Below are 17,336 nucleotides of genomic sequence, written 5' to 3'. Positions count from 1 at the left end.
TTGGGGGTCGCGTTCGGTGATCGATGATGGACTTTGGGCAGTTCGGGGGGCAGGCTGAGGAACCATGGACATCGCCGGGGAATTCGCGCTGGACGCCGGTACCACCTACCTCAACACCGCCTCGTCGGGCGTCGGCCCGCTCCGCTCCGCCGAGGCGCTGCGCACCGCCGTGGGCACCTGGTCCGACGGCACCGACGACTGGGTACGCCACGAGCGCGCCCTGTCGGCCGCCCGTGCCGCCTACGCCCGCCTCACCGGGGTCGGCGCCGACCGCGTCGCCGTCGGCTCCTCCGTCACCACGCACGTCGGCATGATCGCCGCGGCGCTCCCCGCCGGGGCCGAAGTCGTGCTGGCCGACGGCGACTTCAGCTCGCTGGTCAACCCCTTCGCCTCCCGCGCCGACGTCACGGTGCGCACCGTGCCCCTGGAGGGCGTCGCCGACGCGGTACGCCCCGGCACCGGCCTCGTCGCCGTCAGCGCGGTGCAGTCCGCGGACGGCCGGGTCGCCGACCTGGCGGCGGTCCGCGAGGCCGCGTCCCGGCACGGGGCGCGCGTGCTCGTCGACGCCACCCAGGCGGTCGGCTGGCTGCCGCTGCGCGCGGACGGCCTCGACTACGTGGTGTGCGGGGGCTACAAGTGGCTGCTCGCCCCGCGCGGGGTGTCCTTCCTGACCGTGCGGGAGGGGGCCGAGGACGGGCTGTCGGCGCAGTTCGCCGGCTGGTACGCGGCCGAGGACCCCTGGGGCGACTGCTACGGGCCGGTCGCGCACCTCGCGCGTTCCGCCCGGCGCTTCGACGTGCTGCCGCCGCTGCTGCCGTACGTGGCGGCGGCGGCCTCCCTGGGACTGATCGAGGAACTGGGCGTCGAGGCCGTCGGCGCGCACGACGTCGCGCTGGCCGAGCGCTTCCGGGCGGGACTGCTGCGGCTGGGCCACAAGGCGGTGCCGTCCGGCGCAGGCGCCTCGGCGATCGTGGCCGTGCCCGGTCTGGGCGACGCGGCGGAGCGGCTGGCCGCGGCCGGCATCCGGGTCTCGGCCCGGGCCGGGAACCTGCGGGCGGCGTTCCACCTGTACAACACCGAGGCCGACGTGGACCGGCTGCTGCGGGTCCTCGCGGGCTGAGCACCCGCCCGGCCGCCGGAGAACAGCCGCCGGAAAACACCTCGCCGGGTACCGGCCGGCGCCGTACGGTCGCGGGATGAAGCTGCTCTCGGTGAACGTGGGCCGGCCCCGACCGAACCCGTGGAAGACGACCGGGACGACCGGCATCGACAAGCACCCGGTCCCGGGCCCGGTGGCGGTGACCGCACCGGGCCCCAAGGGCACCGGCGCGGTCGGCCTCGCCGGCGACCGGGCCCACGACGTGGCGCACCACGGCGGCGCCGACCAGGCGGTCTACGCCTACGCCCGCGAGGACCTGGACACCTGGGAGCGCCGGCTCGACCTGCCGCTGCGCAACGGCATGTTCGGGGAGAACCTGACGACCTCGGGCCTGGACGTCAACGAGGCGCTGATCGGCGAGCGCTGGCGGATCGGCGGGCCGGACGGCGCCGTGCTGGAGGTGTCCTGCCCCCGGATCCCCTGCGCCACCTTCCAGGGCTGGCTGGAACAGGGCGGCTGGATCAAGACGTTCACGCGGGCCGCGCTGCCCGGCGCCTACCTGCGGGTCGCCGAGGCCGGTGAGGTCCGCCCCGGCGACCCGGTCGAGGTCGTCCACCGCCCGGACCACGGCGTCACCGTCGCGCTGACCTTCCGCGCGGTCACCCTGGAGCCCGCGCTGCTCCCCCGGCTGCTGGCGGCGGACGCGCTCCCGGCGGACGTGCGCGCCGCGGCCCGCCGGCGGACGGGGGCTCACTAGCCTGCGGGGCATGACGACTTCACTGATCACGGGAGCCACCGCGGGAATCGGCGCGGCCTTCGCACGCCGGCTGGCGAAGGACGGTCACGCCCTGGTCCTGGTCGCCCGCGACGGGCAGCGGCTGGAGGAGAACGCCGGGGAACTGCGGCGCACGTACGGCGTCGCCGTGGAGGTGCTGCCCGCCGACCTGTCGCAGGACAGCGGCATCGAGGCGGTCGAGGCACGGCTGCGGGACCGCGAACGGCCGGTCGACGTGCTGGTCAACAACGCCGGCTTCGGCAACCGGGGCCGCTTCGGCGACGTGCCGGTGGCCGAGGAGCTGACCATGCTCAAGGTGCACTGCGAGGCGGTCCTGCGGCTGACCGGCGCCGCGGCCGGAGCCATGGGCGAGCGTGGGCGCGGCTTCGTGGTCAACGTGGCCTCGGTGGCGGCCTTCGCGCCGCGCGGCACGTACGGGGCGAGCAAGGCGTGGGTCGTCAGCTTCACCCAGGGCGTGGCCCGGGAGCTCGCGGGCACCGGGGTGCGGCTGATGGCGCTGTGCCCGGGCTTCGTCCGCACCGAGTTCCACGAGCGGGCCGGGATCGACACCGGCGGCATCCCGTCCTGGGCCTGGCTGGACGCCGACAAGGTGGTCGCCGCCGGCCTGCGGGACCTGGCCCGCGGCCGGTCCGTCAGCGTGCCCGACGCCCGCTACAAGGTCGCGGTGGCCGCGGCCAGGGTGGCGCCGTACGGGACGCTGGGCCGCCTCTCGTCGAAGGCGGGGCGGAGCTTCGGGCCGGCCTCCCCCCGCGACTGAGGCCCGCCCTCAGGCAGCCCGAAGGCCCCCGTTCCCGGGTGGGAACGGGGGCCTTCGCGGTCCAGCTCAGTGGGAGTGGCCGTGACCGTGACCGTGACCGGCCTCGGCGGGCTCCTCCTCCTTCTTCTCCACCACGAGGGTCTCGGTGGTGAGGAGCAGGGAGGCGATGGAGGCGGCGTTCTCCAGGGCGGAGCGGGTGACCTTGACCGGGTCGATGACGCCGGACTTCACCAGGTCGCCGTACTCGCCGGTCGCGGCGTTGAAGCCGTGGCCCTTCTCCAGCTCGGCGACCTTGGAGGTGATGACGTAGCCCTCCAGGCCGGCGTTCTCGGCGATCCAGCGCAGCGGCTCGACCGCGGCGCGGCGGACGACCGCGACACCGGTGGCCTCGTCGCCGGTCTTGCCGAGGCCGTCCTCGAGCACCTTGACCGCGTGGACGAGCGCGGAGCCACCACCGGAGACGATGCCCTCCTCGACCGCGGCGCGGGTCGCGGAGATGGCGTCCTCCAGACGGTGCTTCTTCTCCTTGAGCTCGACCTCGGTGGCCGCGCCGACACGGATGACGCACACGCCGCCGGCCAGCTTGGCGAGGCGCTCCTGGAGCTTCTCGCGGTCCCAGTCGGAGTCGGTGGAGGCGATCTCGGCCTTGATCTGGTTGACCCGGCCGCTGATCTCCGCGGACTCGCCGCCACCGTCGACGATGGTGGTGTCGTCCTTGGTGACGGTCACGCGGCGGGCGCTGCCGAGCACGTCCAGGCCGACCTGGTCGAGCTTGAGGCCGACCTCCTCGGCGACGACGGTGCCACCGGTGAGGGTGGCGATGTCGCCGAGCATGGCCTTGCGGCGGTCGCCGAAGCCGGGGGCCTTCACCGCGACGGCGTTGAAGGTGCCGCGGATCTTGTTGACCACCAGGGTGGACAGGGCCTCGCCCTCGACGTCCTCGGCGATGATCAGCAGCGGCTTGGAGGCGCCGGCCTGCAGGATCTTCTCCAGCAGCGGGAGCAGGTCCTGGATGGAGGCGATCTTGCCCTGGGTGATGAGGATGTACGGGTCCTCCAGGACGGCCTCCTGGCGCTCCTGGTCCGTCACGAAGTACGGCGACAGGTAGCCCTTGTCGAAGGCCATGCCCTCGGTGAAGTCCAGCTCCAGGCCGAAGGTGTTGGACTCCTCGACGGTGATGACACCGTCCTTGCCGACCTTGTCGATCGCCTCGGCGATCAGCTCGCCGACCTGCTTGTCCTGGGCGGACAGCGCGGCGACGGCGGCGATGTCGTCCTTGCCCTCGATCGGGCGGGCGGTGGCGAGCAGCTCGTCCGAGACGGCCTTGACGGCCGCGTCGATGCCCTTCTTCAGGGCGGCGGGGGAGGCGCCGGCGGCCACGTTGCGCAGACCCTCGCGGACCAGCGCCTGGGCGAGCACCGTGGCGGTGGTGGTGCCGTCACCCGCGATGTCGTTGGTCTTGGTCGCCACCTCCTTCACGAGCTGCGCGCCGAGGTTCTCGTACGCGTCCTCGATCTCGACCTCACGCGCGATGGTGACACCGTCGTTGGTGATGGTCGGGGCGCCGAACTTCTTGTCGATGACGACGTTGCGGCCCTTGGGGCCGATCGTCACCTTCACGGTGTCGGCGAGCTTGTTCACGCCGCGCTCAAGGGCGCGACGCGCGTCCTCGTCGAACTTCAGGATCTTGGCCATACCGGCGGAATTCCTCGTCTTTGGGTTCTCGTCGAAGACCGCGCCCCGGGTCCCCGGTCCGTGAGGACTCGGTGTGCCCGGGGCGTGGTCACGGCATTACTCGCTTGCGCGCGGCGCCGGTCCTACTTCTCGACGATCGCGAGGACGTCGCGAGCCGAGAGGACGAGGTACTCCTCGCCGCTGTACTTGACCTCGGTGCCGCCGTACTTGCTGTACAGCACGATGTCGCCGACCTTGACGTCGAGCGGGATGCGGTTGCCGTCCTCGAAGCGACCCGGGCCCACGGCCAGGACGACGCCCTCCTGGGGCTTCTCCTTGGCGGTGTCCGGGATGACCAGGCCGGAGGCGGTGGTCTGCTCGGCATCCAGCGGCTGGACCACGATGCGGTCCTCGAGCGGCTTGATGGCAACCTTGGTGCTGGCGGTCGTCACGATCCGACCTCCCCCTTCAAAGGGCTCACGGGAGTGTCTGTCTGGGGTGGCGACCTGGTAGGCCCGTCGTCGCGGGTGCCGGACCTGCCTGTCGCGTTTGTGCTGGCACTCGGCAAGGCTGAGTGCCAGGTCCGAGATTATGACGCGCTTAGCACTCGGTCAAGCGGAGTGCCAACGCCGCGCCGTACGAGCCGCCCTCCCCCTGGTGGAACGGCGTGCCCGGCCCCACGATTCCGGCCCGCGGTTCCGGGCCCGGCGCGCCTCCGAGCGGCGGACGGCGCCCGGGGGTACGGCCGGCCGTACGCAACGGCCGCGGAACCGGTCACGGGCGCCGCGACAGCGGGAGCCGGAACCCGCTTCCGCCGATTGCCCAGGGGCGTCCGGCGCGTGCTCACCCCGCCGGCGCCGCGGGACAATGGACGGCGTGGATCTTGACGCGTTCTCGGCCCTCCTGACCGACGAGGGCCAGTTGCTGCTGGCCTCCCTGCGGGACTACGACCCCGCCGCCGAACTGGCGACCGCGACACGGCTGCGGCGGGAGCACGACGCCGTTCTGGTGGCGGCCGCGCTGACGCAGGCACGGCTGCGGCAGCGGGCGGCGGCGAAGTTCGGCGAGGACGCGTACCGGATGTACTTCACACCCGAGGGGGTCGAGCAGTCGACGCGGGCATCCGTCGCCCGGCACCGGGCCGAGCGGTTCGCCGCGCTCGGGGTGCGGCGGCTGGCCGACCTGTGCTGCGGCATCGGCGGCGACGCCGTCCCGCTGGCCCGCGCCGGTGTGGAGGTGCTGGCGGTCGACCGCTCCCCGCTGACCTGCGCGGTGGCACGGGCGAACGCGGAGGCGCTGGGGCTGTCCGACCTGATCGAGGTGCGCTGCGCCGACGTGACGGAGACCGCCGTGGACGGCTGTGACGCGGTCTTCGCCGACCCGGCCCGGCGCGGCGGGCGGGGCAGGATCTTCGACCCCGAGGCGTACTCCCCGCCGCTGTCGTGGGCGGTCGCGGCGGCCCGGAAGGCCCCGCTGGCCGCCCTGAAGGTGGCACCCGGCATCCCGCACGAGGCCGTGCCGGAGGACGCCGAGGCGGAGTGGGTCTCCGACCACGGCGACGTGAAGGAGGCGGTGCTGTGGTTCGGCACGGCCCCGGGGGCCCGCCGGGCGACCCTCCTGCCGTCGGGCGCCTCGCTGCCCGCCGCCGGCCTGCCCGACCCGCGGGTGCGCCCCGTGGGGCGCTGGCTGTACGAGCCGGACGGCGCGGTCATCCGGGCCCACATGGTGGCTGACGTGGCGGCGCGGGTCGGCGGCGGTCTTATCGACGCGACCATCGCGTACGTCACCTCGGACGAGCCGCACACCACGCCCTGGGCGACCGCCTACGAGATCACCGACGTGCTGCCCTTCAACCTCAAACGACTCAAGGCGCTGCTGCGCGAGCGCGAGGTGGGCGTGCTGACCGTCAAGAAGCGCGGCTCGGCCGTCGAACCGGAGGAGGTGCGCCGCCGGGTCAAGCCCCAGGGCCCGAACGCGGCGACGGTCTTCCTGACCCGTGTCGCGGGCGCCCCGAGCATGCTGCTGGGCGCCCCGGCCCGGACCGGCGGCTGACGCCGGTCACGGCCGCCCGAGGAGGCTCCTCGCGACGCCCGGCACCTCGGTGAGGGCCCCGGCGAGGGCGGTGGGCCCCGCGTCGCCCAGGGCGGGCCCGGTGTACCCCCACAGCGCGCCGATCGAGGGGACCCCCGCGGCCGCCGCGGCGGCCATGTCGGAGGGGCTGTCGCCCACGAAGCAGGCGCGCTCCGGCGGCACCCCGAGGCGGTCCAGCGCGAGCAGGATGCCCTCCCCCGAGGGCTTGGGCGCCGCGTCGCCCCACCCGACCACCACACCGAAGTGCGCGGACAACTCCGCGGGGACGAGGCGTGCCACCCGGCTCGCCGGCTGCATGGTCACCACCCCCGTCGCCGCGCCGGAGGCCGCGAGGTCGCGCAGCACGCCGGCGGCGCCGGGGAACGGGGACGCACCCCATGTGGCGAGGGTGAGCGCGTCCTCCCAGGCCGCCCCGAACACGGTCTCGTCGTCGGTCACGCCGAGCCGCGCCAGCAGTTCGTGGTGGGGAAGGTGGTCGAGCCCGGCCGGCAGGCGGCTGTCGTCGACGGGCTCGCCGAGGGCCGCGCGGGCGACATCGAGGATCGCCCTGCGCATCGCCCGCCGGCTGTCGAGGAGGACGCCGTCGAGGTCGAAGAGGACGGCACAGCCGGGGTCGGTCATCGGGTCTTCTCGCCACCTGGGGGAACGCCTCCCGGACACCGGTCGTCCGGCAGGACGCCTGCTCGGGGGCGCCACGGCACAAGCCCGGTCGCGTTCGGCGCCGCAGACATCCTACGACCGGCGTCCCGCGGCCAGGACCTACGCCCCCTCCCCCACCGACTCGAAGCGCCACCGGTGGACGGCCCGCCGGGCCAGCCCCCCGTCCGGCTCGGGCAGTTCGGGCAGCTCCGCGTCGTACGGGGCGTCCCACCAGGTGATGACCAGCACCCGGTCCTGGGGGGCGGAGAAGGTCTCCCGCCGCAGCGGGGCCGGCGACAGCGGGCGGGCACGGGCCCACGCCAGCAGCTCCGGCCCGCGCCCCTCGACGGCACGGGCCTCCCACATCAGGGCGACGGTCACGAGTAGAGGTTGTCCTTCGCGAGCTCGTGGACGTGGTCGTGGGCGTGCTCGTGCGTGTGGCCGGGCACGGACACGTCCGTGACCTGCAGCGAGGAGTCCGCCGGCAGGTCCCAGGTGGACGAGGGCCTGCCGCGGGCCACCATCTCCGCGCCGAGGGCCGCGACCATGGCCCCGTTGTCGGTGCACAGCTTGGGCCGCGGCACTCGCAGGACGATCCCCGCGTCCTCGCAGCGCTCCTGCGCCAGGGAGCGCAGCCGGCTGTTGGCGGCGACGCCGCCGCCGATCATCAGGTGGTCGACGCCGTTGTCCTTGCAGGCCCGGATCGCCTTGCGGGTGAGGACGTCGACGACGGCCTCCTGGAAGGACGCGGAGACGTCCGCGACCGGCACGTCCACGCCCTCCCGGCGCTTGGACTCGATCCAGCGCGCCACGGCCGTCTTCAGGCCGGAGAAGGAGAAGTCGTAGAGCGGGTCGCGGGAGCCGGTCAGGCCGCGGGGGAAGCGGATCGCGTCCCGGTCGCCCTCACGGGCCACGCGGTCGATGGCGGGGCCGCCGGGGAAGCCGAGGCCCAGCACGCGGGCGACCTTGTCGAAGGCCTCGCCCGCCGCGTCGTCGATGGTGGAGCCCAGCGGGCGGACGTCACCGGTGATGTCGGGGGCCAGCAGCAGCGAGGAGTGGCCGCCGGACACCAGCAGTGCCATCGTCGGCTCGGGCAGCGGCCCGTGCTCCAGCTGGTCCACGCAGATGTGCGAGGCGAGGTGGTTGACCCCGTACAGCGGCTTGCCGAGCGCGTAGGCGTACGCCTTGGCCGCGGACACGCCGACCAGCAGGGCGCCGGCGAGCCCGGGGCCCGCGGTGACGGCGATCCCGTCGAGGTCGGAGGCGGCGACGCCGGCCTCCTTCAGGGCGCGCTGGATCGTGGGGACCATCGCCTCCAGGTGCGCGCGGCTGGCGACCTCGGGGACGACGCCGCCGAAGCGGGCGTGCTCGTCGACGCTGGACGCGATCGCGTCGGCGAGCAGGGTGTGCCCGCGCACGATGCCGACACCGGTCTCGTCGCAGGACGTCTCGATGCCGAGGACAAGGGGTTCGTCAGCCATGGGTGGTCTCTGTTCCTTGTAGTCCCGGTACGTCAGGGGAGGCCGGCAGCTCGCCGAGCCGCATCACGAGGGCGTCGACGTTGCCCGGCTGGTAGTAGCCGCGCCGGAACCCGATCGGCTCGAAGCCGAAGCGCGCGTAGAGCCGCTGGGCGCGGTCGTTGTCGACGCGTACCTCCAGCAGCACCTCGTGGCACTCGAAGGCGGTGGCCTGCCGCAGCAGTTCGCCGAGCAGCCGTGCGCCGAGGCCGGTGCCCCAGTGGTCGGCGGCGACGGCGATGGTCTGCACGTCCCCGGTGCCGGCGACGGCGGCCAGGCCCGCGTAGCCGGCGATCCGTCCGGCCCCGTCCTCGGCCACGACGTAGTGCCGGGTCGCCGAGGGGTGCCGCGCGTCGGCCAGTTCGGACCAGAACATGCCGCGCGACCACGCGTCGTCCGGGAAGAGCCGGCGTTCGAGCTCCATCACCGGGTCCAGGTCCCACCAGCGCATCTCGCGCATCACGGCGGTCACTTCGGCAGGACCGCCTTGTAGCCGGCCGGCACCTGGGCGTCCGGGCGGCGCAGGTAGAGCGGCAGCGCGGGGAGGAAGTCCTCGCCGTCCGCCAGCTTCACGGCGGCGAGCGCGGCCAGCGCGGCGGCGGACTGGTCGGCGGGCGGACGGACGTCGGTGAAGACCCCGGGGTAGAGGGCGGCGCCCGCGCCGACCGCGGGCACCCCGGCGACCTCGGCCGCGATGTCCCCGGGACGGTCCACGGCCGGGTCGGTCACCCGGGCCCGCGGGCCCTCGTACCGGGCCCAGTAGACCTCCTTGCGGCGGGCGTCCGTCGCCACGAGGAACGGGCCCTCGATCCCGGCGGCGTACGCCAGCCCGTCGAGGGTGCAGATCCCGTGCACGGGGACGCCGAGGACGTCGGCGAAGGAGACCGCGGTCACGAGTCCGACGCGCAGCCCCGTGTAGGGGCCGGGGCCGACCCCGACCACGATCCCGGTCACGTCGCCGAGGCCGGTCCCGGCCTCCCGCAGCACACGGTCCACGGCGGGCATCAGGAGTTCCCCGTGCCGTCGCGCGTCGATCTCCGTCGACTCTGCGAGCACGCGCCGGCCGTCGTGCAGGGCGACCGTCACGGCGGGGGTTGCGGTATCGAAGGCAAGCAGCAGCACGCGTTCAGCCTACGGCGTTCACCGGGGTGGCCCTGCCAGGACGGGGGCTCCGCGGGCCCCCGGGACGGCGCTCCCTTCGCCGTGCGGCACGGCTGCTAACGTCAACCCAGCGTGACGCCCACCTCCGGAGGAAAGCCGTGGCAAGGATCGGTTCAGGGACGATCGTGACCGGACTGACCGCAGCCGCCCTGGCCGCCGTCGGCGTGCTCGCCGTCCAGGCCTCCAGCTCCGCCGACGAGATGCCCAAGGGCGTCCGTCCCGTGGACGCCGCGGAACCCGGCACCACCGCCGTGGCCTCCGCCTCGCCCTCACCGGAGCGGCGGGACGAGCTCCCCGCCGGCTCCGGCAGCGGCACCCGCGTCGTCTACTCGCTCCGCTCGGACCGCGTGTGGCTGGTCGGCGAGGACGGGAAGGCGCGCACCACCTACACGGTCGTCCCCGGCACGGTCGACCCCGCCCCCGGCACCTACGCCGTGGCCTCCCGCAGCGCCACGGGCGTGGGCGGCGACGGGGTGGCCGTGGAGAACGTGGTGCGGTTCACGACCGTGGACAGCGTGGTGATCGGCTTCAGCGCGGCGAAGGACGGCTCCCTGCCGGACGCCCCGCCCCCGGGCCAGCACACGGGCGGCATCCGCGAGAAGCGGAAGGACGGGGCCGCGCTGTGGAAGTTCGCAACCATCGGCAGCAAGATCGTCGTCGTCCGCTGATTTCCCCCGGACGAGTGAACGCCCCCGGTGCCCTCACGGCGCACCCGCCACACGGCACCGGCGCCCTCCGCGCGAGGCGCGGCGGTCCGGTCCCGGGGCGCCCCGGCGGCGGCTGACGGGGACTACGCCGCGTCCGCCTCGGGCCGCGTCGTGGGCTCGTCCTGCGCCGCGTCCGGTTCCGGCTCCTCGTGCTCCCCCGGCGGGGTGCACACCGCGTTCGCCGCCGCGGAGGCCGCGAGCAGCGCCTGCATCGAGTAACCCTGCTCCGGCTCCGGGGCCGTGTGGGCCGACATGGATGCCTCCTGGGTCCGACGGGGTCGGGTTAGGCAGCCCTAACCAGCTCCTGGACTCCAGCAGAACACGGAGGACGTGCCGTACGCAACATCTTCCCGACACCTTGTCGGAACGGTTACGCGCTCAGACGCCGAGCCCCGCCAGGTCCTCGCCGGCCCAGCGCGCGCCGACCCCGGTGACGACGACCTCGCGCACGTCGTGGTCCTCCTGCCCGTCCGCGGCGACCTCGCCCACCGCGCGGTGGATCACCAGCTGCAGCCGGTCGTCCGAGAGCTCCTCGACCCTGCCCTCGCCCCACTCGACCACGACCACCGACTCCGGCAGCGAGACGTCGAGGTCCAGGTCCTCCATCTCGTCGAGACCGCCGGTCAGCCGGTACGCGTCCACGTGCACCAGGGCCGGGCCGCCGCCCAGCGAGGGGTGCACCCGCGCGATCACGAAGGTCGGCGACGTCACCGCGCCCCGGACGCCCAGACCCTCGCCGAGGCCGCGGGTCAGCGTGGTCTTGCCGGCGCCCAGGTCACCGCTGAGGACGACGAGGTCGCCGGCGCGCAGCAGCGGCGCGAGACGGCGCCCCAGCTCGCGCATCTGGTCGGGGGTCTTGACCGTGACCCGGATCGCTTCCATGCCGATGGCTTCCATGCCCATGTGCCCGAATGCTACGCGCCGCCGGAGACCACCCGGTCCGCCCTGTCCGGACCGGCGGGCGCCGGCACGGCCAGTGCGCGCAGCGCCTGCGGGACCGGGGCGCGCGAGGCGTCGGCCGCCTCGGCGAGCAACGCGGCCAGGTGCGTGCTGACCAGCTCGGGGTGCTCCAGCATCACCAGGTGCCCGGCCCCGGGCACCACCACCAGCTCGGTGTCCGGCAGGCGCTCGGCGATGGCCCGGCTGTGCTCACTGGGCGTCAGCAGGTCCTTGTCCCCGGCCAGTACGAGCCCGGGCAGACCGTCCAGCACGTCCAGCGCCTCGCTCTTCTCGTGCTCGGTGAAGGCCGGGTAGAACTCGGCGACGACATCGATCGGGGTCGACTCGATCATCCGCTCGGCGAAGCGCGCGACGCCCGGGTCCACCTCCGAGCCGAAGGAGTAGCGCTTGATGATCCCGGCGAAGAGGTCCGCCGTCGCCCGGCGTCCCCGCTCCACCAGGTCGACCTGGGTGCCCAGCAGCCGCAGGACACCCGGCGCCAGCGCCCGCAGCGCCCGCGCGCCCGCCGCCGGCAGACCGAGCGTCACGCTGGCCAGCTTGCCGGAGGACGTGCCGACGAAGGCGAAGCCGGCCACCCGCTCGGCCACCACCTCGGGGAACTGGTCGGCGAAGGCCATGACCGTCATGCCCCCCATGGAGTGCCCGACGAGGACCAGCGGGCCCTCCGGCGCGGCGGCGTCGACGACCGCCTTCAGGTCGCGGCCGAGCTGGTCGATCGTGGCGGCCCCGCCGGCCGCCTGCTCCTTGCCCCGCCCGGAGCGGCCGTGGCTGCGCTGGTCCCAGTAGACCGCGCGTATCGACCCGCGCAGCGCGGCGCGCTGGAAGTGCCAGGAGTCCTGGTTGAGGCAGTAGCCGTGGCTGAACACCACGGTCAGCGGCGGCGCCTGGCCGGCCCGGCGGAAGAACTGCCGGCGCCGACGCGGTGCGGCCGCGTCGAGCGCCGCCGGGTCCGCCTCCTCGACCTCGTAGTAGAGCTCGGTGCCGTCCTCGGCGACGGCGCGGCCCGGCATCCCGCGCAACGAGCCGTAGGGGCCGGTCAGATCCAGGGCGAGCCTGGCACGCTTGCGCATGCCCCGCCCCACCGTGGCCCGTTCCAGCGCCACGCCCGCGGCGGCGCCCGCCGCCACGACGCCGATGGCCGCGCCGACGATCCCCGCGCGCTGCCAGCGACCGGAAGCGGCGGCCGCTCCGGCCACCGCCTCCATCGCCCCCGTTGCCCTACCGCTCTCGGTCATGGTCGTACCGCTGCTTCCCCTCGGCTACGCGTTTACGTACCCACGTAGACGCGCGGCACCCGGGACCCGATCCGAGTGACGATCTCGTACGCGATGGTGCCCGCCGCCCGCGCCCAGTCCTCGGCGGTCGGCTCACCGCGGTCACCGGGGCCGAACAGTACCGCCTCGTCCCCGGCGTCGGCGCGGTCGCCCCCGAGGTCGACCACGAACTGGTCCATCGCCACCCGCCCGGCGACCGTCCGCCACTTGCCCGCCACCAGCACCGGGCCGGTGCCCGAGGCGTGCCGCGGGACGCCGTCGGCGTACCCGACGGGCACCAGCGCGAGGGTGGTCTCGCCGGGCGTCGTGTAGTGGTGCCCGTACGAGACCCCGTGGCCGCCGGGGACGCGCTTGGCCGAGGCCAGCCGCGCCGACAGCGTCATCACCGGCCGCAGCCCGAAGTCGGCCGGGCCGCCCACCTGCGGGACCGGCGAGATGCCGTACACCGCGACACCGGGCCGGATCAGGTCGAAGTGCGCCTCGGGCAGGGTCAGGGTGGCCGGGGAGTTCGCCATGTGCCGGACCTCCGGGCGCAGTCCGGCCCGCTCGGCGGTCTCCAGGGCGGTGCGGAAGACGGCGAGCTGCGCCGCGATGGAGGGGTGACCGGGCTCGTCCGCGCAGGCGAAGTGCGACCACAGCCCGGTGACCTTGACCAGTCCTTCGGCCTCGGCGGCCCGGGCGGCGGCGACCAGGTCGGGCCACTCCGAGGGCTGGGCGCCGTTGCGGCCCAGGCCCGTGTCCGCCTTCAGCTGGACGCGCGCGGTGCGGCCCGCGGCCGCGGCGGCCTCCGAGACCTCGCGCAGCGCCCACAGCGCGCTGACCGTCACATCGACGTCCGCCTCGACGGCCGCCCGCCAGGGGCCGCCCGGCGTCCACAGCCAGCACAGCACCGGGGCCGTGATCCCGGCCGCGCGCAGCGCCAGCGCCTCCTCGGGCGTGGCCGTACCGAGCCAGCCGGCACCCGCCTCGAGGGCGGCCCGGGCGCACGGCACCAACCCGTGGCCGTAGGCGTCCGCCTTGACCACGGCCATCAGCCCGGAGCGGGGCGCGCGGGCGCGCAGCGCCGCGACGTTGGACCGCAGGGCGGCGAGGTCGATCGTGACCTGGGCGCGCAAATTCGTCTCTTCCATCGCGCCCAGTGTCTCAGGCCGGGCCTGTGCCGCCGTCACACGGCGGGTTTGGCGCCCCACACGTACACCGCCTCCTGGATCTTCACGGCGTCCCACAGCAGGCGCGCGTTGCGGTTGGAGAGGTTGATGCAGCCGTGCGATCCCGGGGCCTTGTAGACGCTCCCGGGAGTGGCGTGCATCGCCTGGCCGCCGCTGAAGAACTGGCTGTACGGCATCGGCGCGTCGTAGATGTCGGAGACGTGGTTCTTGTGGCGCCAGTAGACGGTGAAGCGGCCGGTACGGGTGAGGTAGCCCTTGCGGCCGCTGCGGATGGCTACCGGGCCGAAGACGACCTTGGTGCTGCTGCTCTGCACCCACAGCAGCTGGCGGTTGAGGTCGATGCAGACGATCTTCTTGCCCCGGGCAGGGGCCGGGCACCGGCGGGAGGCGTTCGGGCCCTTCCTGGTGGCCTCGTCGAGACGGAGGTGGCCCCAGGTGGTGGGACCGGCGAAGCCGCTGGCGGGGACGATGCCCTTGGACTTCTGGTAGCGGCGGATCTCCGCGCAGTCGGCTTCGGACTGCTTGCCGTTCACGCGCAGCCGCAGCCGCTTCTCCACCTCGCGCTGGTAGGGCCCGCTGAAGGAGGTGCAGTACTCGTCGCTCTCCGGGGGCTCCTGGTTCTGCGGGTTCTCCGGGTTCTGCGGGTTCTGCGGGTTCTCCGCGGTCTCGGGGTTTTCCGCGCTCCCGCCGTCGTCGCCGGCCTCCTCCCCGTCCCCGGGGTAGCCGCCCTCGTCCACGTCGTCGTACGTCTCCTGGTCCTGCTGCTGATCCTGGTTCTGGTTCTGCTCCCGCTCCTGGTTCTGCTCCCGTTCCCGCTCCCGCGCAGCCCGTTCCTCCTGGAACTTCCGGGCCCGCTCGGTGTCCTCGGCCGGCACGAACTCCACCAGTTGCGGGTCCACCCAGTCGTCGTCCTGGTCCTCCGCGGGCACGGCGCTGCGCACGGGCTCGGTGGGCGACATGCCGATCCGGCGCGGTGGGGCGCCCTGGTCCGGGGTGTCGACCTGCCGGGAGGCCTCGGGGCCGAAGGGGACCCCGGGGACGAGGCGGTCGACCGGCACCGGCCAGTCGTCGTCCGCGGCGGCCGTCGTGTGCGTACCGAGTGCCGCCAGGGCGATCACCGCCGCGACGAGCAGCCGGGCCCTGCTCCTGGCATACATTCCCATGAACACACAAATTGACCTGCGGCCGCCCCGCAGAACGCCGCGTCGGCGGACTCCACCCGTTTCGCCCAGTTGACCGTGGCTCAGGACCTGATGTCGCGCCAGGCGCCGGGAAGGGCGGCCGCCACGTCGTGCGCGGCGATCGGCGCGCCCACCGGGCCCGCGGCGACCCGCGCCGACAGGCCGTGCAGATAGGCGCCGACGGTGGCCGCGTCGCGCGGGGCGAGGCCTGCGGCCAGCAGGGACCCCGTGATCCCCGAGAGCACGTCACCGCTGCCGGCCGTCGCCAGCCAGGACGTCCCCGTGGGGTTGACCCGGACCGGCACCCCCACCTCCGGGGACGCCACGAGCGTCGTGGAGCCCTTCAGCAGCGCCGTCGCGCCGAACGCCTCGGCAAGGCGCCTCACATGGTCCAGCCGCGCCGCCTCCACCTCCTCGCGGGCGACGCCCAGCAGCGCCGCCGCCTCCCCCGCGTGCGGGGTCAGCACGGTGCCCGCGGTGCGGGAGCGCACGACGGCGCGGTCCAGCAGCCGCAGACCGTCCGCGTCGACGAGCACGGGCACGTCCGAGGCGAGTACGTCGTCCACCGAGCGCCGCGCCTCCGGCCCGTCGCCCAGCCCCGGGCCCACCACCCAGGCCTGCACCCGGCCGGCCTTGTGCGGGGGACCCGCCGACACCAGCGTCTCCGGGAAGCGCGCCAGCACGGCCCGCGCCCCCGGGCCCACGTACCGCACCGCCCCCGCGCCCGCGCGCAGCGCCCCCGCCACCGCGAGCACGGCCGCGCCGGGGTAGCGCTCGGAGCCCGCGACGACGCCGACCACCCCGCGCCGGTACTTGTCGCTCTCCGCGTCGGGGGCCGGCAGCAGGGCGGCGACGTCCGCGTGCTGCAGCGCCTCCAGATCGGGCGGGGTGCCGTCCAGGAAGGGGCCGAGGCCGATGTCGACCAGGCGCAGGGCGCCGGCGTGCCCGGCGGCGGGGTCCACGAGCAGGCCCGGCTTGTACGTGCCGAACGTCACCGTCATGTCGGCGTGCACCGCCGCGCCCCGGACCTCACCGGTGTCCGCGTCGACGCCACTGGGCAGGTCCACGGCGACCACGACCGCCCGGGACGCCCGCGCGGCCTCCGCCACCGGCACAGCCTCCGGGCGCAGACCGCCCTTGCCGCCGATGCCCACGATGCCGTCCAGCACGAGGTCGGCCCGGTCGACCAGCGCCACCGCGTCCACGTCGTCCGGGGCGACCGCCCGGCCGCCCGCGGCACGCAGGGCCGCCAGGCCCCCGCGGTGCGCCTTCTGCGGCGCCAGCAGTACGGCGGTCACCGCCGCCCCGCGCCGCGCCAGGCGGGCCCCGGCGTACAGGGCGTCACCGCCGTTGTCCCCGCTCCCGGTCAGCACGACGACGCGGGCCGCGTAGACCCCGCCCCCGGCGCGGAGCGCGTTCACGCACGCCGCCGCGAGTCCGGCTGCCGCCCGTTGCATCAGGGCCCCGTCCGGAACCCGCGCCATGAGCGCCCGTTCCGCCGCCCGTACGGTCTCCACGCTGTACGCCACCCGCATGCGGCCATGTTCCCACCGCGGGGCCGTGGTTGCGCGCCGTCCGGGCGCGCGGGTACGTCGTGGTCGCTGCGGGGGTCGTTCGCCTCCTCGCCCCAGCGGCGGTTCCGGTCGACCCGGGCGGGGACGGGCGGAGGGGGTCGCGCCGGTGGGTGGGTGCGGGTTCGTCTCGCGCCCTGCGGGCGCACAGCGCCGGCTGCGGAGGGGAGGGTGGGGGGCCCGCTTTGTCGGCAGTGTGCGGGTGGGTGGGTGGCCGGGGTTCAGGCGCCGGAGCGGGTCTCCGCTCCGGCGGTGCCGGTCTCGTTGCCGTCCGCGGGTATAGATGGCCGCTTCCACGCCTACTGCCGGTGCTGGGCGCGCCCGCCGTAACCCGCGACTGCGGGTGCTTCGGGGTGCTGCAGGGCGGTCGGCGGGAGATCGGGCCCGCTTTCAGCGTCATAGCCGTCGAAACAGAGCCCGATCTTTGAGCTGGGCGAGATCGGGCCCGCTTTCAGCGGTATATACGTCGGAACAGAGCCCGATGTCGGATCGGGGAAGCACCCGCAGACGCGGGTTACGGCGGGCGCGCCACCCACGGATAGTTGGCGTGGTCACCGGCCATCTGCACCCGCGGACGGCAACGAGACCTCCGCCGAGGGAGAGGCACCCCGCTCCGGCGCCTGAACCCCAGCCGCCCACCCACCCGCAGACTGCCGACCGGCCCCGGACCGCCACCCTCCCACCCGCAGCCCGCCGCTGTGCGCCCGAAGGGCGCGAGACGGCGCGACAGCCGAGCAACC

At 74.7% G+C, this 17,336-nt stretch carries 18 protein-coding genes; 5 read left to right on the top strand and 13 right to left on the bottom strand.

Features of this window, described 5'->3' with window-relative positions; all coding sequences use genetic code 11:
- The first annotated feature begins 64 nt into the window (after positions 1 to 64).
- The 3 genes from ABZ479_RS38995 to ABZ479_RS38985 all read left to right on the top strand — a co-directional run bounded on the left by ABZ479_RS38995 (position 65) and on the right by ABZ479_RS38985 (position 2,652).
- Complete coding sequence (locus ABZ479_RS38995; protein WP_500465999.1) at positions 65 to 1,120, top strand: aminotransferase class V-fold PLP-dependent enzyme; 1,056 nt, start codon at positions 65 to 67, stop codon at positions 1,118 to 1,120.
- A 76-nt stretch (positions 1,121 to 1,196) separates the two neighbouring features.
- Positions 1,197 to 1,856: an MOSC domain-containing protein gene (locus ABZ479_RS38990; protein ID WP_500465998.1), complete on the top strand. Its 660-nt coding sequence runs from the start codon at positions 1,197 to 1,199 to the stop codon at positions 1,854 to 1,856.
- 10 nt (positions 1,857 to 1,866) lie between these two features.
- Complete coding sequence (locus ABZ479_RS38985; RefSeq protein WP_500465997.1) at positions 1,867 to 2,652, top strand: SDR family NAD(P)-dependent oxidoreductase; 786 nt, start codon at positions 1,867 to 1,869, stop codon at positions 2,650 to 2,652.
- A 66-nt stretch (positions 2,653 to 2,718) separates the two neighbouring features.
- Here ABZ479_RS38985 and groL read toward each other — a convergent pair whose 3' ends face one another.
- Both groL and groES read right to left on the bottom strand, forming a co-directional pair.
- A complete protein-coding gene (groL, locus tag ABZ479_RS38980) occupies positions 2,719 to 4,347 on the bottom strand; it encodes a chaperonin GroEL (protein ID WP_499606485.1) in 1,629 nt (542 codons plus the stop codon).
- Between the two features lie 122 nt (positions 4,348 to 4,469).
- A complete protein-coding gene (groES, locus tag ABZ479_RS38975) occupies positions 4,470 to 4,778 on the bottom strand; it encodes a co-chaperone GroES (protein ID WP_018562788.1) in 309 nt (102 codons plus the stop codon).
- Positions 4,779 to 5,193: 415 nt separating this feature from the next.
- On the opposite strand from groES, the gene ABZ479_RS38970 reads away from it, so the two are divergent.
- Positions 5,194 to 6,378, top strand: coding sequence for a class I SAM-dependent methyltransferase (locus tag ABZ479_RS38970; protein WP_500465996.1), 1,185 nt, complete (start codon positions 5,194 to 5,196; stop codon positions 6,376 to 6,378).
- 6 nt (positions 6,379 to 6,384) lie between these two features.
- Here the strand turns inward: ABZ479_RS38970 and ABZ479_RS38965 are convergent, their stop codons facing one another.
- The 5 genes from ABZ479_RS38965 to tsaB form a co-directional block, all read right to left on the bottom strand.
- Positions 6,385 to 7,038, bottom strand: a complete 654-nt coding sequence (locus ABZ479_RS38965) for an HAD family hydrolase (RefSeq protein ID WP_500465995.1) — start codon at positions 7,036 to 7,038, stop codon at positions 6,385 to 6,387.
- 138 nt (positions 7,039 to 7,176) lie between these two features.
- Entirely contained in the window at positions 7,177 to 7,437 is a 261-nt protein-coding gene (locus ABZ479_RS38960; protein WP_499606482.1) for a hypothetical protein, read from the bottom strand.
- Positions 7,434 to 8,537: a tRNA (adenosine(37)-N6)-threonylcarbamoyltransferase complex transferase subunit TsaD gene (gene tsaD, locus ABZ479_RS38955; RefSeq protein WP_500465994.1), complete on the bottom strand. Its 1,104-nt coding sequence runs from the start codon at positions 8,535 to 8,537 to the stop codon at positions 7,434 to 7,436. The genes ABZ479_RS38960 and tsaD overlap by 4 nt, the downstream gene beginning before the upstream one ends.
- Positions 8,530 to 9,033 carry a ribosomal protein S18-alanine N-acetyltransferase gene (rimI, locus tag ABZ479_RS38950; RefSeq protein WP_500466009.1) on the bottom strand — a complete coding sequence of 168 codons (504 nt, stop codon included), beginning with the start codon at positions 9,031 to 9,033 and terminating at the stop codon, positions 8,530 to 8,532. Before rimI ends, tsaD begins: the two co-directional genes overlap by 8 nt.
- An 8-nt stretch (positions 9,034 to 9,041) precedes the next feature.
- Entirely contained in the window at positions 9,042 to 9,695 is a 654-nt protein-coding gene (gene tsaB / locus ABZ479_RS38945) for a tRNA (adenosine(37)-N6)-threonylcarbamoyltransferase complex dimerization subunit type 1 TsaB (protein WP_499606480.1), read from the bottom strand.
- Between the two features lie 164 nt (positions 9,696 to 9,859).
- On the opposite strand from tsaB, the gene ABZ479_RS38940 reads away from it, so the two are divergent.
- Positions 9,860 to 10,402 carry a hypothetical protein gene (locus tag ABZ479_RS38940; protein ID WP_500465993.1) on the top strand — a complete coding sequence of 181 codons (543 nt, stop codon included), beginning with the start codon at positions 9,860 to 9,862 and terminating at the stop codon, positions 10,400 to 10,402.
- 122 nt (positions 10,403 to 10,524) lie between these two features.
- Here the strand turns inward: ABZ479_RS38940 and ABZ479_RS38935 are convergent, their stop codons facing one another.
- From ABZ479_RS38935 to ABZ479_RS38910, 6 genes are all read right to left on the bottom strand, one after another.
- Complete coding sequence (locus ABZ479_RS38935; RefSeq protein WP_500465992.1) at positions 10,525 to 10,695, bottom strand: hypothetical protein; 171 nt, start codon at positions 10,693 to 10,695, stop codon at positions 10,525 to 10,527.
- 124 nt (positions 10,696 to 10,819) lie between these two features.
- Positions 10,820 to 11,344, bottom strand: a complete 525-nt coding sequence (tsaE, locus tag ABZ479_RS38930; protein ID WP_499606477.1) for a tRNA (adenosine(37)-N6)-threonylcarbamoyltransferase complex ATPase subunit type 1 TsaE — start codon at positions 11,342 to 11,344, stop codon at positions 10,820 to 10,822.
- Positions 11,345 to 11,355: 11 nt separating this feature from the next.
- Entirely contained in the window at positions 11,356 to 12,636 is a 1,281-nt protein-coding gene (locus ABZ479_RS38925) for an alpha/beta fold hydrolase (protein ID WP_500465991.1), read from the bottom strand.
- A 32-nt stretch (positions 12,637 to 12,668) separates the two neighbouring features.
- Positions 12,669 to 13,805 (bottom strand): alanine racemase, encoded by a 1,137-nt coding sequence (gene alr, locus ABZ479_RS38920; protein ID WP_500465990.1) that lies wholly within the window; start codon positions 13,803 to 13,805, stop codon positions 12,669 to 12,671.
- Between the two features lie 35 nt (positions 13,806 to 13,840).
- On the bottom strand, positions 13,841 to 15,007 hold the full coding sequence (locus ABZ479_RS38915) for a L,D-transpeptidase (RefSeq protein ID WP_500465989.1): 1,167 nt from the start codon (positions 15,005 to 15,007) through the stop codon (positions 13,841 to 13,843).
- 80 nt (positions 15,008 to 15,087) lie between these two features.
- Positions 15,088 to 16,560 carry an NAD(P)H-hydrate dehydratase gene (locus ABZ479_RS38910; RefSeq protein ID WP_500465988.1) on the bottom strand — a complete coding sequence of 491 codons (1,473 nt, stop codon included), beginning with the start codon at positions 16,558 to 16,560 and terminating at the stop codon, positions 15,088 to 15,090.
- Positions 16,561 to 17,336 lie beyond the last annotated feature (776 nt).

The organism is Streptomyces sp. NPDC005722 (assembly GCF_040630935.1).
Lineage (GTDB): Bacteria > Actinomycetota > Actinomycetes > Streptomycetales > Streptomycetaceae > Actinacidiphila.
The sequence above is the reverse complement of the archived record's forward strand: the minus strand, read 5'-3'. Positions and strand labels throughout refer to the sequence as shown.